Origin of the sequence: Pseudomonas sp. PSB11 (assembly GCF_014596605.1) — a bacterium.
GTDB lineage: Bacteria > Pseudomonadota > Gammaproteobacteria > Pseudomonadales > Pseudomonadaceae > Aquipseudomonas > Aquipseudomonas umsongensis.
In genome coordinates this window covers 83,192-98,327 of record NZ_NOIO01000013.1, presented here as the reverse complement: position 1 = coordinate 98,327, position 15,136 = coordinate 83,192, and the positions used below count along the sequence as shown (strand labels likewise).

Annotated in this window: 9 protein-coding genes; 1 reads left to right on the top strand and 8 read right to left on the bottom strand. The window is 62.0% G+C overall.

Annotation, left to right across the window (positions count from 1 at the left end; all coding sequences use genetic code 11):
• Positions 1–110: 110 nt before the first annotated feature.
• The 5 genes from CGA21_RS16655 to pvdM all read right to left on the bottom strand — a co-directional run bounded on the left by CGA21_RS16655 (position 111) and on the right by pvdM (position 8,274).
• Complete coding sequence (locus CGA21_RS16655; RefSeq protein ID WP_188264633.1) at positions 111–2,579, bottom strand: TonB-dependent siderophore receptor; 2,469 nt, start codon at positions 2,577–2,579, stop codon at positions 111–113.
• Between the two features lie 139 nt (positions 2,580–2,718).
• Positions 2,719–4,368, bottom strand: a complete 1,650-nt coding sequence (locus CGA21_RS16650; protein ID WP_188264632.1) for a cyclic peptide export ABC transporter — start codon at positions 4,366–4,368, stop codon at positions 2,719–2,721.
• A 240-nt stretch (positions 4,369–4,608) separates the two neighbouring features.
• On the bottom strand, positions 4,609–5,460 hold the full coding sequence (locus tag CGA21_RS16645) for a formylglycine-generating enzyme family protein (protein WP_411157076.1): 852 nt from the start codon (positions 5,458–5,460) through the stop codon (positions 4,609–4,611).
• 154 nt (positions 5,461–5,614) lie between these two features.
• Positions 5,615–6,895, bottom strand: a complete 1,281-nt coding sequence (locus CGA21_RS16640; RefSeq protein WP_188264630.1) for an aminotransferase class V-fold PLP-dependent enzyme — start codon at positions 6,893–6,895, stop codon at positions 5,615–5,617.
• Positions 6,896–6,924: 29 nt separating this feature from the next.
• Positions 6,925–8,274, bottom strand: a complete 1,350-nt coding sequence (gene pvdM / locus CGA21_RS16635) for a pyoverdine-tailoring dipeptidase-like protein PvdM (protein WP_188264629.1) — start codon at positions 8,272–8,274, stop codon at positions 6,925–6,927.
• A gap of 226 nt (positions 8,275–8,500) precedes the next feature.
• Here pvdM and CGA21_RS16630 point away from each other — a divergent pair, with 226 nt between their 5' ends.
• Positions 8,501–10,120 carry a PvdJ/PvdD/PvdP-like protein gene (locus CGA21_RS16630; protein ID WP_188264628.1) on the top strand — a complete coding sequence of 540 codons (1,620 nt, stop codon included), beginning with the start codon at positions 8,501–8,503 and terminating at the stop codon, positions 10,118–10,120.
• Positions 10,121–10,231: 111 nt separating this feature from the next.
• Here CGA21_RS16630 and CGA21_RS16625 read toward each other — a convergent pair whose 3' ends face one another.
• Genes CGA21_RS16625 through CGA21_RS16615 form a run of 3 tightly spaced genes read right to left on the bottom strand, consistent with a single transcriptional unit; the run spans position 10,232 to position 14,780 of the window.
• Positions 10,232–11,626 carry an efflux transporter outer membrane subunit gene (locus CGA21_RS16625; protein ID WP_188264627.1) on the bottom strand — a complete coding sequence of 465 codons (1,395 nt, stop codon included), beginning with the start codon at positions 11,624–11,626 and terminating at the stop codon, positions 10,232–10,234.
• A gap of 7 nt (positions 11,627–11,633) precedes the next feature.
• The gene (locus CGA21_RS16620; RefSeq protein ID WP_188264626.1) at positions 11,634–13,607 is read right to left on the bottom strand and encodes a MacB family efflux pump subunit; all 1,974 of its coding nucleotides are present in this window, start codon (positions 13,605–13,607) and stop codon (positions 11,634–11,636) included.
• Positions 13,608–14,780: an efflux RND transporter periplasmic adaptor subunit gene (locus tag CGA21_RS16615; RefSeq protein ID WP_188264625.1), complete on the bottom strand. Its 1,173-nt coding sequence runs from the start codon at positions 14,778–14,780 to the stop codon at positions 13,608–13,610.
• Positions 14,781–15,136 lie beyond the last annotated feature (356 nt).

Sequence of the window (15,136 nt, the reverse complement as noted above, 5' to 3'; positions counted from 1 at the left end):
CTGTGGGAGCGAGCCTGCTCGCGAAGGCGGCATCACATGCACCGCAAATATCGGCCCATACAAAAATGCCCGCATCTCTCAATTCGGGCATTTTTTAGTTCAGCTCAGCCTCAGAAGTCGTACTTCGCGGTGATCTGCATGTTGCGCGGCTCTCCGTAGAAGGTGGTGCCGAAGTTGCCCAGGCCCGTCAGGTAGCGCTTGTCGAAGACGTTGTAGGCATTGACGGTGAAGCTCAGGTGGTCGTCGTATTGATAACGGGTCATCAGGTCGACGAGGGTGTAGCCGCCTTGCTTAAGCGAAGTGCTGCCATCGGTAGGGCTGAAGCTCTGGCCGTAAAACGCACTCTGCCAGCTGACGCCACCACCGACGGTGAACTGGTCCAATGCGCCGGGCAGGCGGTAAGTGGTGAAGGTGCGCACCACGTGTTCCGGTTTGCTGGTGGCCAGCGGGAAACCGTAGATGCGTTGGTGATCCTTGTCGCGGGTACGGGCATAGGTGTAGCCGGCCGATACGTTCCAGTCCTGGGCCAGTTCGCCGGCCAGTTCCAGTTCCACGCCATTGGTGGTGGCACCGTCGACGGCTTTGTAAATGCCGTCACCGGTAATCTCATTGGTGCCGATCGACTCGGCCACGTTGTCCTGCTCGATGCGGAAGAAGGCCAGGCTGGCGTTGAGTTTGCCTTCGAAGTAGGCCGCTTTCAGACCGGTTTCGTAGCTGTCACCTTCAACCGGGTCCAGGGTCTTGCCATCGGCATCCTTGTTGATTTGTGGCTGATAGATGCTGGTGTAGCTGGCGTAGACCGAGTAGGTATCGTCCAGGTCATAGACCACACCGGCGTAAGGCGTGACGACGCCGTGCTCCTTGTAGCTGGCGTGGGTGTCGGCCAGGCCGGCGCCAGGGTAGTAGGTGTAGTCCTCGTTGTACTTGTAGGTGCTTACGCGACCGCCAAGGATGAACGACAGGTCGTCGGTCGGGCGCAGGCGCGTGGCCAGATAAGCGCCGTTCTGGCTTTGGGTGCGCTCGTACTTGCCGTTTTTCGGGAAGTCCGGTTTCGCGATATGGCCTGTCCAGTCAAAGATGTTTCCCGGTACCGATCCATCGGAGTCGGTGGGGGTGCCATAGGTTGCGCCAGTCTGACGGGAGTGGGCGGCCATGAAACCGGCCACCATTTCATGCTCGCGACCGCCCAGGGTGAACGGGCCGGAGACGTTCACGTCAGCGGTGTTCTGCACGCGATGGCCTTCCCAGTGCCCCTGATAAAAGAACATGCCTTCGCCGGTATCGCGGTTCGGGTAACCACCGCTGGCCGAGGCCAGTTGGGTATCGTGATCGGTGGTTTTCTGGTCGAAGCTGGCCTTGAATTTCCAGTCGTTGGCGAGCGCTTGTTCCAGGGATGCAAAGTAGGTGGTGCTGTCGAAGTCGCGACGGCTCCAGTCGGCGCCCGGGTTGAAGCCGCGGGAGAAGTCGGTCTTGCCGCCGTCGGCGTAGTAGACTGTGTTACCCGTCCAGGAACTGCCGCGAGGGGTGGCGCTGGACTTGTCGACGCCCAGGGTCAGCAGGGTATCGTCGGTCAGGTCGGCTTCCAGAACACCGTAGTACAGGTCTCTCTTCTGGCTGTAGTGGTCGATGTACGAATCTTTGTCCTGCATGGCACCGACAAAGCGCCCGCGCACGTTGCCGGATTCGGTCAGTGAGCCGGAGATGTCACCTTCGGTGCGGTAGTTGTCCCAGGAACCGACAGTGCCGCTGACCGAAGCCTTGAAGTCCCTGGTCGGTTTCTTGCGCACCAGGTTGACGGTGGCGGCCGGGTCACCGGCACCGGTCATCAGGCCGGTCGCGCCCTTGATGACTTCGATGTGATCGAGGCTGGCAGCGTCGTCGGTGTTGTTCGGGTTTTCACCGTACACGCCGTCGTAGGGGATGTTGACGCCATCGTACTGAAAGTTGGTGATGGCAAAGCCCCGTGCGGAAAACTCGGTACGGTCGCTGTCGTACTTCTGGGACGTGATACCGGGGGTATTCTTCAGCGCATCGCCGACGCTCTGGACGCCGCGATCATCCATCTGTTGACGGGTCACCACGGTCACCGACTGCGGCGTTTCACGAAGGGTCAGCGGCAACTTGGTGGCAGTGGTGGTCGCACCCGTGGTGTAGGAGTCGGTGCCTTCGGTGGTCAGGCCCAGGGCCTTGCCGGAAATGGTGGTGGCGCCCAGTTGCAGGCTCGACGAGCCACCCGACACCAGCGTCACGCTGTTGCCGTTGATCTGGAACGAAATGCCGGTGCCCTTGAGCATCTCGGCCAGGGCCGCGGAAGGCTCCAGTGAGCCGGACACCGCGCGGGACTTGATGCCGGCTACCTGGTCCGGGCTGTAGAGGATTTGCAGGTTGGTCTGCATGCCCAGTTGGGTCAGCGCGCTGGACAGCGGCTGCACGGCAATACTCACTTTTACAGGCGCTGCGTTGGCCATCGTGCTCCCCAGCAACGTGGCGGTCAGCAGGACGCTGGTCAACAGCGTTTTGTGCAGTGACGGGCGCTGTACGGCCAGCGCGAGAGGGGTACGGCGTGGAAGAGATCGCATTACTTGCCTGTGCTCCTGAAAAAGTGTCGTGCAGATTTTTTATTAATGGGAATGATTATTAAGACGAGATGCGATTGTGAAACCGGAAAAGAAATCCTGAAAAAAGCAAAACCTGTGGGAGCGTTGATGAGACCTGTGATCAGGCCGGCACCAGCTCGGTGACGACCCGGCCGCTTTCCATGCGCACCAGTTGGTCGGCGACATCGAAATAACGGTCATCATGGGAGATCACGATGATGGTCTTGCCCAGGCGCTTGAGGTCCGGCAGCAGCTCGGTGTAGAAAATCCGTCGGAAGGTCGGGTCCTGGTCGGCCGCCCACTCGTCGAACACCAGCACCGGCCGCTCTTCCAGCCAGGCATTGACCAGCGCCAGGCGCTTGCGCTGGCCGGTGGACAGGTCGGTGGTGGTGAAGTTGCCGTCCTTGACGCTGACCTTGTGTGCGATCTCCAGGCGCTGCAGATATTTGTTAGCGTCTTCGGGGATCTGCGTATCGCCCTGGACCACGTCATCGAACAGGTAATAGTCGGCAAAGATGGTGGTGAACAACTGGCGGTAGTCATCGCGGTTGTGCGCGTCGATGGCCTCGCCGTTGACCCGGATCTGCCCCTGTTGCGGCGTGTACAGGCCCAGCAGCAATTTGATCAGGGTGGTCTTTCCGCAGCCGTTCTCGCCGACGATGAAGGTGATGTCGCCCTGTTTGATCGACAGGTTGACCGGGCCCAGTTGAAACGGCGCCGCCCCCTCGACCGCCGGGAAGGCGTAGCGCACGTCCGCCAGTTGCAGTTCGTGCACGGCCTGTTTGACCTTGTCTTGGTCGCTGAGCAGCAGGTGCGGTTCCGGGGTGGAAAACTGTTCGGACAGTTCAGCGATGCGGCGAAAGGCGATCTGCGCACGACTGACGATCGGCAGGGTGCCGATCAAATGCTCCAGCGGGCCTTTCATGTACAGCAGCACCAGCACGAAGCCGCTCATGACGGTCTTGTCGGGGCTCGGCCAGGACGTTTGCAGGGCCAGGGCCAGGCCGATGACCACAAAGAACAGCATTGAGCCGAAGGTCTTGGCGATGACAAAGGTGTTGATCGAACGCACCTGGGTGTTGCAGATGAATTCGGCGGTGCCCTTGATGCCCGAGCTGAACATGCGCTGGCGGCGAGGGCGGTGGATGCGCAGTTCCTTGGCGCCTTGGGCAATGGCGTTGTAGTGCTTTTGCAGCTCGTCTTCAGCGTCGCGGGCGGCCATGAAACCTTGCACGCCCTTGCTCTGGGCGTAGGCCTGGATCGCGCTGCCGATCAGGATCGCGGCCACCATGATCAGGAACATCGGCCACGACAGGATCGCCAGGTAGCCCATGCATCCCAGGGTGACGGTCAGGGAAATCGCCAGCGGTGCGAAGGCGAAGGCGAAGTCGCTGATGGTGTCGACGTCGTGGGTCAGCACCGGGATCAGGCGATGGCTGCGGTAACGCTCGATCTGCTCGATCGGCGCCGACAGCACCTTCTCCCCCAGTTGTTTGCGCAGCTTGGCGATGATGTGCTGGCCGACGTAGTTGGTGCCGATGTCGGAGCAGATCGAGCTGGCCAGCGCCAGCAGGCACAGGCCGGCGAACAGCGCGACCACGCCCTGGGTCAGGCCGCTGTCCGAATGCAGGGCATTGTTGATGGTCGCCAGCAATACCGTGACGCTCAGGCCGCCGACCATGCCCAGGATTATGGATGCGGCGACGATGAGTCGAAAGGGTTTGAGCAGGGCAAACAATTCGCCGATGGCGCCTCGGGTAGGCTGGGTCATGGAAGACGGTTCCTTGGGTCGGAAGGCAGATACCCAGTAGAACGTCTGGTCGAGGGGTTAATTTAGAGGGTGGTGACTGGTGGTGACAGCGGGTTGTCAGTCGAAATGTTCTGCGATTGATAAGACGCCTTCGCGAGCAAGCCCGCTCCCACATTCGACCGTATTTCATCAGGCGGAATGCGATCAAATGTGGGAGCGGGCTTGCTCGCGAAGAACGATTACACGTTGACCCAGACGGGCTTAGAGCTCGCGTACGATGCGAAAGCCTATCCAGTCCCCACGCTCCTGAGGGTACTGGCTGTTGCGGTTTCCGGAGCGGGAGAACACCGGGGCTTCGCCCCAGTCGTTGCCGCGGATGCGCACCGCTTCGCAGTCGGGTTCCAGCCAGGCGCTGCCGTCGGTAGGGGCGCCGACGTAGTTCGGGTGTTCGCAGTCTTCGACCCATTCATAGACGTTGCCGTGCATGTCATACATACCGAAGGCGTTCGGTGGGTAGCTGCCCACCGGCGAGCTGTAGCTGTAGCCGTCCGCCGGGCCGTAGGTGTTGGCGTGCCTGGCGATGCTGTAGCCCTTGCCATCATCGAACGGAAAGGGAAACGGGCCTTGGGTGCCGCCGCGTGCGGTGTATTCACGCTGGGCTTCGCTGACCATGCTGTATCGCTGTCCGGTTTTCTTCGACAGCCAGGCGACGTAGTGCTTCACGTCGTCGAAGTTCATGCACACCGCCGGCTGGCGCGGGCCCTGCGGGTAACGCGGCTTGCTGGCGATGCACTCGCGACCTGGCCGGGTATCGCCGTTGGCGATGGTCACGCCGCTTTCCTTGATATAGCTATCCCATTCACCGGCAGTGACCTGGTAGCGGCTCATGGCGAAGGGTTTGGCGAAGGTCACCTCATGCATCGGACCCTCATCGGGCTCGCGGCCGACTTCGTCATCCGGGGTGCCCATGGTGAAGGTGCCGGCGGGCAGCACGACCATTTCCGGACAATTCTTGCAGTCCTTGAATACCTTGCCCGCTGGCGGTGGGGTGGCGGCCTGTGCGGCGCAGGGGAGCAGGCCGGCGATTAGGGCGGTTAGGGCGAGGGCTAACATGTGACGGGTCATTTTCTATCTCGATAAAGAAGAGCGAACCCTGTAGGAGCGAGCATGCTCGCGATGGACGTCAACGATAACGCGGGGTGTCTGAATATCCGCAGTGTTCTGGCGACCATCGCGAGCATGCTCGCTCCTACAGTGAATGGTGGTTTCAGGCGGTTTCGTTCAGTAGGGCCATGAAGCGGTCGATTTCGTGTTCACTGTTGAGCAAGCCCGGAGCGATGCGGATCACCGGGCCAGCGTCGCGGTCCACCGAGTCGCAGACCACGCGGTTCTGCATCAGCCCGCTGGCGACCTTTTCGCAGTCCTGGTCCTTGACCCGGAAGAAGGTGAAACCGGCGGATAGTTGCGGGCTCCTTGGCGTGACCAGTTCGATCCGCGGCTGCTCCAGCAGACGATCCTTGGCATAGCTGTTGAGTTGATGAATGCGCGCCTGGACCTCGGCCTTGCCCAGATCCAGGTGCAGCTTGAACGCTTCGTCCGCAGCCCAGCGATGTTCGAAACTGTGGTAGCCACCGGGGGTCATGATGGTCGCGAAATCGGTGGATTCACTGAAGGTCGGAATGATCGGCGTGACGTCCCGGACCTCGGCGGAGCGGGCGCAAATGATCCCCGTGCCACGCGGGCCGAACATCCATTTGTGCGTCCCGGCAATGAAGAAGTCGCAGTGCATGTCGGGAAAGTCGAGGTCCTCGACGCCAAAGCCGTGCACGCCGTCGACCACATACAGGATGCGGTCCTTTTCGTCGCGCTTGCGGTTGTACTCTTCAACCAGCTTGCCAATTTCGCCGATCGGCAGTTTCACACCGCTGCCCGATTGCACCCAGGTCATGCCCAGCACACGGGTTTGCGGGCGGATGCCTTGGGCAATCGAGCCCAGCACTTCGTCCACGGAAATGTCGCGGCTGTTCTGGAACAGCTCGAGCTTGCGTACTTTCGTGCCCTGGCGTTGCTGACGAAATTCCAGTGTGTAATTCGTGGAATAGTGTTCGTGTTCGCTGACCAGGATTTCCTGATCCGGCCTTACATGAATCCCGCCATAGATCATCGCCAGGCCTTCAGTGGTGCTGCCGGTCAGCGCAATCTGCTCGGGTTTGGCATTCAGGTAGCGTCCGGCCCAGACCCGCACGTTGTGTTCGCGTTTCTCGGTTTCCTGCAGGTCCCAGTCCATGGCCCGGCCCGGGTTGCGATCGATGTTGGCGCGGTGCATCTCGATCGCGTTGCGCACCGGCATTGGGTGCGAGGTGACGAGAAAGTTGGCGAAATGCAGGTAGTTCGGGTCCTGATTGAATAGCTGGCGTAACTGCGCCCATTTGCCCTTGGGCAAAGGCGGCGGATTGCCGGCTATCGCTGGCAGGTTCACGCCAGCAGCCAGGGGCAGGCCGGCGGCGAGAATGCCGGCCTGCTTGAGGAATGAACGACGGTTGGTCATGGCTTGGGTTTCGCTTGGCAAAAATGGCATCAGTTCTTGGCGACGGGTCTGGCGGATTTCTCGACCTGGTCCCAGACCCGCAGGAAATTGCCGCCCCAGAGTTTGGCGATGTCGGCCTCGCTGTAGCCACGGCTGATCAGTTCGGCGGTGACGTTGCGTGCCTCGCTGACATCCTTCCAGCCATCCAGGCCGCCGCCATCGTTGAAGTCGGAACTGATGCCGACGTGATCGATGCCGATTTTTTTCACCGCGTAGTCAATCGCGTCGCCGTAGTCCTTGAGCGTGGCCTTGGGCTCTTCGTCGACGATGGCGTAGAGCTGGCTGGCGTATTCGCCGAACCGTTGTTCCGACCACACGGTGATGATCGGATCGCCCGGCATCAACGCCATCTCCAGGCCTTGCAGGGGTTGCAGGTCGAAACGCGCACGCAGGGCGTTGAGCTTGTCCTGGGTGGCCTGGCTCAGTGGGCGGATGTAGGTCGGGAAGCCGACGATCTGCACCACGCCGCCGCTGTCCTTGATCAACTGCATTTCGTGGTCGCTGAGGTTGCGCGGAATGTCCACCAGGGCGCGCGGGGCGGAGTGTGAGGCCACCATCGGCGTGCGGCTCAACCGGGCCACTTGCTCCAGGGCCTTGGTCGACATCTGCGACACATCGATGATCACGCCGAGGTCGTTGAGGCGCTGCACCGCCTGCTTGCCGATGTCCGAGAGACCGCCGAGGGCATCCCGGGAATCGTTGAAAAATGGCAGCGGCCTGGATGAATCGGCCCACGCGTTGTTGCCCACATAACTGAAGCCGAACATGCGCATGCCCCGCGCCACCCATTGATCCAGGGCATTGAGGTCGTTGCCCAGCGGGTAGGCATTGAGCATGCTCAGGAAGATCGCGAACTTGCCTTCGCCATGCAGGCGCCGGAAATCGTCGGGGGTGTAAGCGATGGCGGCCTGGTTGGGGAAGTCGCGCACCAGGGCGCTGATGATTTTGTAGCGGGTTTCCTGCTCGAAGCGAGCCTCTTCGACGAAGCCTGCGGTGGGACGATGCGGCGCGTCGGGACCGTTCCAGATTTCCGGCCAGCCGAAAATTGTCAGGGCCGCACCGGACAGGCGTCCGCGTCCGGTCTTGACCAGGTCGAACTGGCCGCTGCCGTCCTTGTCGGCTTCACTGCCTGCGGTGCCAAAGTCCATGGGTACGGTGATGTGGCTGTCGAACGAGAGAAGGCGCTCATGCAGTTCTTCGGCCTGCTTCATCACGTTGACCGGGTAGCCGGGATTGTCCTTGAACCCGTAATTCCAGGCCGCAAAGCCTGCACCCGCGCAGATCGCCAGGGCCAGCGGCAGGCCAATGAAAAGAGCCTTTTTCGAACGTGGTTTTGTCATTGCCGTCTCAGTCAGGGAGCCTTTGCTATCTGGGAGGAACGAGTGATCGACCAAGGAATTTAGGTGCTCCTGAAAAGATCGCAGCCTGCGGCAGCTCCTACAGGGGCAGGCATTTCATGTAGGAGCTGCCGCAGGCTGCGATCTTTTGGCTGCACCATAAATTTTGGAAGGGAACAAACGTTCTAGCTTGGATAAAGCCTGCTTCATGGCTGACACAGGTAGGGCAATGACGATTTCTCGACGATGGTTCATGGCAGGCCTGGCGCTGACCGGCGCGGCTGTGCCCGCGGCTTTTTATGGGCATCGCCAATGGACGAAGCCGGACCCGACGATCACCCCCGGCGAAGCGTCGTTCGAGGTGGCGGATGTCACCGGCCAACGCCTGGCGGATACACTTCGTGGTGTTTGGCAGATCCGTTTCAAAGGACGTGATGCCGGGCTTGAAGGCTTGCCATTGGACGGGCTGGAGCTGTTTCTCGACATCGGCCACAAGGGTCGTGGCCTGGTGGGTTTTCTCGACACCGCCGAGCGCTTGCGTTCAAACGAAGCACCGCGATATCAGGTGCTGGGCGATGTGGCCGGGGTCAAGCCGGCGCAGCTGAGTTGGCGCCTGCTCAGCGCCCGAGGCAGCTGTGACTACGAGTTCAGCATGGCGCTGGATGAAGTCTGGGCCGGTTTCGGCAATGCCGGCAGCGGCAGCCTCAGTGGTCGCGTGCTGGATCTGGATCGCCCCTTGATGATGACGACCCAGGACAATCGCTTTGTCGCAGTCAAGAAGGTGTTCCCCGAAGCCCGCGAGCGCACGGCTCTGAATCCACCGCTGCTGGCCTGTCTGACGTCCCCGGAGCATCGCTTGTTCCATCAACTGTGGCACGCGTCCCGGGATAAATGGCACACCTTGCCCGAAGACAAGCGCGACGCCTTGCGCGGCATTGGCTGGCAACCCGGACCCCGGGACAAGGAACGTGACGCCCGTGGCACACGCAAGGATCGCAACGGCTCGGGCGTGGACTTTTTCTTCATGCACCGGCACATGCTCGGCACGGCGCGTTCGATGCAGCACTTGCCGTCGTGGACGCAGTTCCCCTTGCCGCAACCGGAGCTGGTCCGGGACCGCATCGGCTTCGCCCGGTATTTCGACAACCACGACGGCACGGCGCTGCCGCCCACCTGGCTGGCCGAAGACGATGACGAGTACTCGCAATGGGTCAGCGACATCAAGACTGCCGAGACCTACCACAGCAATTTCCAGGTCTGGGAGTCGCAATACCGCGACCCGCGTTACCTGTCGAAGCTGACCCTGGGGCAGTTTGGCTCAGAGGTCGAACTGGGTTTGCATGACTGGTTGCACATGCGCTGGGCCTCGGTGCCGCGCGATCCGTCCAACGGCCAGCCAGTGCCGTTCGCCCGGGATCCGGCGGACTTTTCCGCGCGTTGGTATGCGCCGGAAAACGACTTCCTTGGCGATCCGTTCTCGTCCCACGTAAACCCGGTGTTCTGGCACTTCCACGGCTGGATCGACGATCGCCTGGAAGACTGGTTCCGCGCCCATGAGCGCTTTCATCCGGGGCAGGTGAGTCGGCTTGAGGTCAATGGCGTGCAGTGGTTCGCGCCGGGGCGTTGGGTCGAGATCGACGACCCGTGGCTGGGGCCGGGTACCCATGGTTGCAACACCACGCCCGGGTTGCAGGCGGGCAAGTCGGTGGAGATGGACCCGGAGACCATGAAGCTGGCGTTGCGGATTACCTTTGGCGAGGATGAGCAGAAGTTGGTGAATTTGTTCAGGAAGGTACCGCAGCGGCCTTGGTATGCGCGGAATTTGAAGGCCAAGCAAAGTCAGGCCTGACGACCGCGTTATCGTTCTTCGCGAGCAAGCCCGCTCCCACATTGGTCCTGCAAACACAGGTCCATTGTGGGTGCAGGCTTGCTCGCGAAGACGGCCTGACAGGCGCCGAATTTATAGAACCTGCCACCCCCCACCCAGTGCCTTGTACAACGCTATGCTCGCCTGCATCCGTGACAGCCTTAGCTGCACATTCAAATCCTGCGCCGCATACAACGTGCGCTGGGTTTCCAGCACCGTCAGTAAATCCTCGGCGCCCGCTTCATAGCGGCTTTGTGCGATGTTGAACGCGGTCTGCGCCTGGTTCAGTTCCTCGCTTTGCCACTGCCGTTGTGCGTCCAGCCCACGAATACTGTTGAGGGCTTTTTCCACGTCGGCGAAACCGTTGATGATCGCACCACGATAGGCTTCCAGCAGCTCTTCCTGGCGCGCTGTGGCCTTGTCGCGCTCGGCGCCCAGGCGCCCGTTGTTGAACACCGGCACCAGCAACCCGGCGGTGAGGTTATAAAAGGGGCTGCGCAGGATGTCACCGGCACGGTCGGCACCGGAGCCGATTTCCGCGCTCAGGGTCAGGGTCGGCAACATGGCGGCGCGGGCGACGGTGACGTCGGCCTGGGCAGCGGCCAGTTGCGCTTCGGCCCGGGCGATGTCCGGGCGCCGGCTGAGCAGTTCGCTGGGTACGCCCGCGTCAATGGCGGGCCAAGACAATTGATCGAAATGTTCCCGGCCCAGCACCAGTTCCTGCAGCGGGCGGCCAAGCAGGGTGGCGAGGCTGATCTGCGCCTCCCTGGCCTGTTGCTGCACCAGCGGCAATTGGCGTTGCTGCGCGGCCACCAGGCTTTTTTGCTGGGCCAGTTCCAGTGCGGTCGCGGACCCGGAATCGAAGCGAGTCTGTACCAGTTTCAACACGTTCTGCGCGTTGGCCAGGTTCAGCTCGGCAATACGGCCCTGCTCCTGCAGCGAAAGGGTTTGCGCATAGGTGTTGGCGACCCCGCTGAGCAACGTCAGCTCCACCGTCGCCTGATCGAACTCGCTGGCCTGCAACGCGAATTGCGCGCTGTCGCGGGAAGCGCGCTGGCCACCCCAGAAATCGATTTCGTAAGTGGCGGTCAGGTTGGCGTTGAAATAGTCCACGGCGCTGTTGTCGCTGTCGGCATCCAGTTGGCTGTAGCCATTGCCGCGCAGCAACTTCTGCCGGTTGGCGTTCGCCCCCGCCTGGACTCCTGGTAACTGCGAACCACCGGCGACCACGGTTTCGGCTTTTGCCTGGCGCACCCGTGCAATGGCGGCAGCCAGGTCGTAGCTGCCGACTCGGGCCTGTTCGATCAGGCGTCCCAGTTGTGGGCTGCCAAAGCGGTTCCACCATTGCTGGTTGTCGCGGCTGGGAGCCGTGGTGTGGGGTGATTGCCAGGCGGCCGGCGGCGTAATGCCGCTGTCCGGACGCTGGGCGGGACTGGCGCAGGCGCCGAGCAGCAGGCAAAGGGTCAGCAAACTCAGTTGCGGCTTCATGGAAAGATCATTCACTGGTAAGGGCCGTGACCGGGTCGAGTCGGGCCGCTTTGCGGGCCGGCATGAAGCCGAAGACAACACCGGTGACCAGGGCGCAGCCGAAGGCGCCCAGCACCGCTATCAAGGAGAACGCGACAGCGATTTCGCTGAGGATCAGCACGCCGCCGACGATCAGCGCCAGGGCGATCCCGGCCAGGCCCCCGACCACCGAAAGCATCACCGCTTCGGTGAGGAACTGGCGCAGGATGTCGCGCTGGCGGGCACCGGTGGCCATGCGGATGCCGATCTCGCGGGTCCGTTCGCGCACGGTCATGAGCATGATGTTCATCACGCCGATGCCGCCCACCAGCAGCGAGATCGCGGCAATCGAACCGAGCATCAGTGACAGGGTGTTTTGCGTGCGCGCTTCGGCCTGGATCATCGCCGCGTTGTTGGTCAGCTCGAAATCCTTCTTGCCGTTGTGCAGGCGCAGCATCAACTGCTCGATGGCCTGTTCCGTCTCCTTGACCTTGCGCGCATCGGCGGCGGCGATCGCGATGTATTCCGGGTTGTGGGTGCCGAACAATCGCACGCTGGCGGCGGAGTAGGGGATGGCGATGCGGTCGTCGCTGTCGGAGTCGCCGGAGCTGGCGCCTTTCTCCGCCAGCACGCCGACCACCTGGAACGGCACGTTTTCGATCAGGATGTACTGGCCGATGGGATTGGCCACGTCCTTGAGCAGTTTGGTTCGCACCTTGTGGCCGATCACCGCGACCGCCGCGGCATTTCGTTCATCGGCCTCGGTAAAGTAGCTGCCTTGCACCACCGGCCAGTTGAAGATCGCCGGGAAGTTGGTGTCGTTGCCGCCAACGTAGCTCAGGTGGTCGAGGTTGCCGAAGCGTACTCCGGCTTCCTGGCCGTTGACCGGCATGATGCGCATCACCTGGGGCAGGCTCGCCACCGCCTTGACTTCGTCCAGGGTGACGATACCCGGCGGCGTACGCGGGTTTGGGGACGCGCCACTGAGGTAAATGATGTTGGAACCGAATGCGCCCATCTGGGCCATGACCTGGCGCTTGCTGCCTTCGCCGACGGCCAGCATTACCACCACCGACGCCACGCCGATAATGATCCCCAGCAGGGTCAGCGCGGTGCGGAACCTGTTGATCCACATCACCCGCCAGGCGGCGTGCACCGCTTCGACCAGCTCGCCTTTCCAGGCACCGCTGGCTTGCGCGCCTTCAGTCAGGCGCTTGCGCAGGTCCACTGCTTGCAATGCACCGGGATTGGCAGAGGTTTGCGCGGCGCGATTGTCCCGGGCGCTGTCGCTGATGATCAGGCCGTCGCGAATCTCGATGATGCGCTTGGCCCGCGCCGCCACCTCGCGATCATGGGTGATGAGGATCACCACGTGGCCCTGGCTCGCCAGCTCGTCGAGCAGCGCCATGACTTCCTTGCCGCTGTGACTGTCGAGGGCGCCGGTGGGTTCGTCGGCGAGGATGATATGGCCGCCGTTCATCAAGGCGCGGGCAATGGACACCCGTTGCTGCTGGCCACCGGAGAGCTGGTGTGGACGATTGCCGGTGCGCGTGGCCAGGCCGAGGCGCTCGAGCAGGGCGGCGGCGCGGGCATGGCGTTCGGCGGCCGGAGTGCCAGCGTAGATCGCCGGCATCTCGACGTTTTCCTGGGCCGAACCGGACGGAATCAGGTGATAACCCTGGAACACGAAACCAAAGGCTTCGCGGCGTAGCCAGGCCAGCTCGTCACTGTCCAGGGCGGCGACGTTTTCTCCGGCGAAGCGGTATTCGCCCGAAGTCGGACGGTCGAGGCAGCCGAGGATGTTCATCAGAGTCGACTTGCCGGAACCGGAGGCGCCGACGATCGCCACGAATTCCCCGGCATGGATCGACAGGTCGATGCCGCGCAACACATGGACTTCAGGCGCGTCGCCACCGCCGTAGGCTTTGCGGATGTCTGAAAGGTCGATCAGGGGCGTGTGCATTCAACCGCCACTCCCGTCGGCCGGGCCGATCAACAAGTGATCGCCTTCCTGCAAGCCGTCTAGGATCTGCACCCGCAGGCGGTCGCTGATGCCGGTGCGCACGGTGCGTTGTTCGATGCGGCCATTGCTGGCCACCACTTGTGCGGTCTGGCTGTCGGCTTGCACGCCGGCCTGCAGGGCGGCGATCGGCGCGGTCAGGGCGTTTTGCGCCTGGCCTGCGACGAAAAATACCTGGGTGGTCATTTCCGCCATCAGCGCGTTGTCGGCGTTATCGACATCCAGCAGCACGGTGTACAGCACCACCCGTGCGCTGCCGTTTTTGCTTGAGCTGGCAGGGCTGCCGCTGCCTTGGCTGGTCTGGTCGAGGGGTTTGGGCGGCACGGGCAGAATCTGCCGCACGGTGCTTTTCCAGCGCCGGGTGCCGCCGCTGAGGGTAGTGAACCAGGCGTTCATGCCGGGTTTGACGTGGCCGATGTCGGCTTCGGAGACCTCGGCCCAGACGGTCATCGGCGACAGTTTGGCGATGCGCAGAATCAGCGGTGTCTGTTGCTGGGCGTTGAGGGTCTGGCCCTCGCGGGCATCCAGTGCGACCACGGTGCCGGACATGGGCGCATAGATCCGGGTGTAGCCGAGCTCGGCCTGATCGCTGCGCAGGCTGGCCCGGGCCTGGCGGATCTGCGCCTGGATCATGTCGATGCGCGCCTGGGTGGTGCGCAGTTCGGCCTGCGCAGTCTGCACGTCTTCTTCGCGGGTGGCGTTGCCGGCCTTGAGGTGTTGCTGGCGCTGGAATTTCTGTTGGGCGAGGTCGTGTTGCGCGCGTTGCTCCTGAAGCTGCGCCTTGAGGTTTTCGATGGAGAAACGCCCGGCATCGAGTTTGGCCTGTTGCGTGGAGGGATCGATTTCCACCAACAGTTGGCCTTCCTTGACCATGTCACCGACTTCCACGTGGATCGTTTGAATTTGCCCGGACGCCTGGGCGCCGACGTCCACGTAACGCCTGGGCTGCAGGGTACCCAAGGCCGTGACGCTGCTTTCGATGTCGGCGCGGGTCACCTGCACGGTGGCGAACCGGTCGCGCCCGGACGGGATGAATTGCCAGGCGGCGACGGAGATAAGAGGGATCAGGCTGAGTGCTACCAGCAGGGCGCGTCGGGTGTGACGGGGACGATTCATGCGGGGTTCCGGCCAAAGGATTTTGGCCCGTCGTTCAAAACAGCTGAATAGGGACGGGGAGCTGTCCAGTAAACGAGGAAACTGCTGGGGAATTTAGCCCCGGACATATGGCGTAACACCTGTAGGAGCTGCCGAAGGCTGCGATCTTTTGATCTTTAGCGCATCTCCGTTTGCCCAAGAGCAAGAGCCTAAAAGCAGAAGATCAAAAGATCGCAGCCTTCGGCAGTTCCTACTATTTGTCGGGCAAGACAAAGCAATACTTTAAATCTATATGAGAATTACTATAAATTACGCATCTCAAATTGCCACTACCGTGCCACTGTGGCCGACAGGTTGCTTCAAGGACAGAAACCGCA

What these genes read in the sequence shown, in the direction of transcription:
- CGA21_RS16655 (WP_188264633.1), bottom strand. Translation starts at nt 2,579, where the DNA reads ATGCGATCTCTTCCACGCCGTACCCCTCTCGCGCTGGCCGTACAGCGC.
- CGA21_RS16650 (WP_188264632.1), bottom strand. Translation starts at nt 4,368, where the DNA reads ATGACCCAGCCTACCCGAGGCGCCATCGGCGAATTGTTTGCCCTGCTC.
- CGA21_RS16645 (WP_411157076.1), bottom strand. Translation starts at nt 5,460, where the DNA reads ATGTTAGCCCTCGCCCTAACCGCCCTAATCGCCGGCCTGCTCCCCTGC.
- CGA21_RS16640 (WP_188264630.1), bottom strand. Translation starts at nt 6,895, where the DNA reads ATGACCAACCGTCGTTCATTCCTCAAGCAGGCCGGCATTCTCGCCGCC.
- pvdM (WP_188264629.1), bottom strand. Translation starts at nt 8,274, where the DNA reads ATGACAAAACCACGTTCGAAAAAGGCTCTTTTCATTGGCCTGCCGCTG.
- CGA21_RS16630 (WP_188264628.1), top strand. Translation starts at nt 8,501, where the DNA reads ATGACGATTTCTCGACGATGGTTCATGGCAGGCCTGGCGCTGACCGGC.
- CGA21_RS16625 (WP_188264627.1), bottom strand. Translation starts at nt 11,626, where the DNA reads ATGAAGCCGCAACTGAGTTTGCTGACCCTTTGCCTGCTGCTCGGCGCC.
- CGA21_RS16620 (WP_188264626.1), bottom strand. Translation starts at nt 13,607, where the DNA reads ATGCACACGCCCCTGATCGACCTTTCAGACATCCGCAAAGCCTACGGC.
- CGA21_RS16615 (WP_188264625.1), bottom strand. Translation starts at nt 14,780, where the DNA reads ATGAATCGTCCCCGTCACACCCGACGCGCCCTGCTGGTAGCACTCAGC.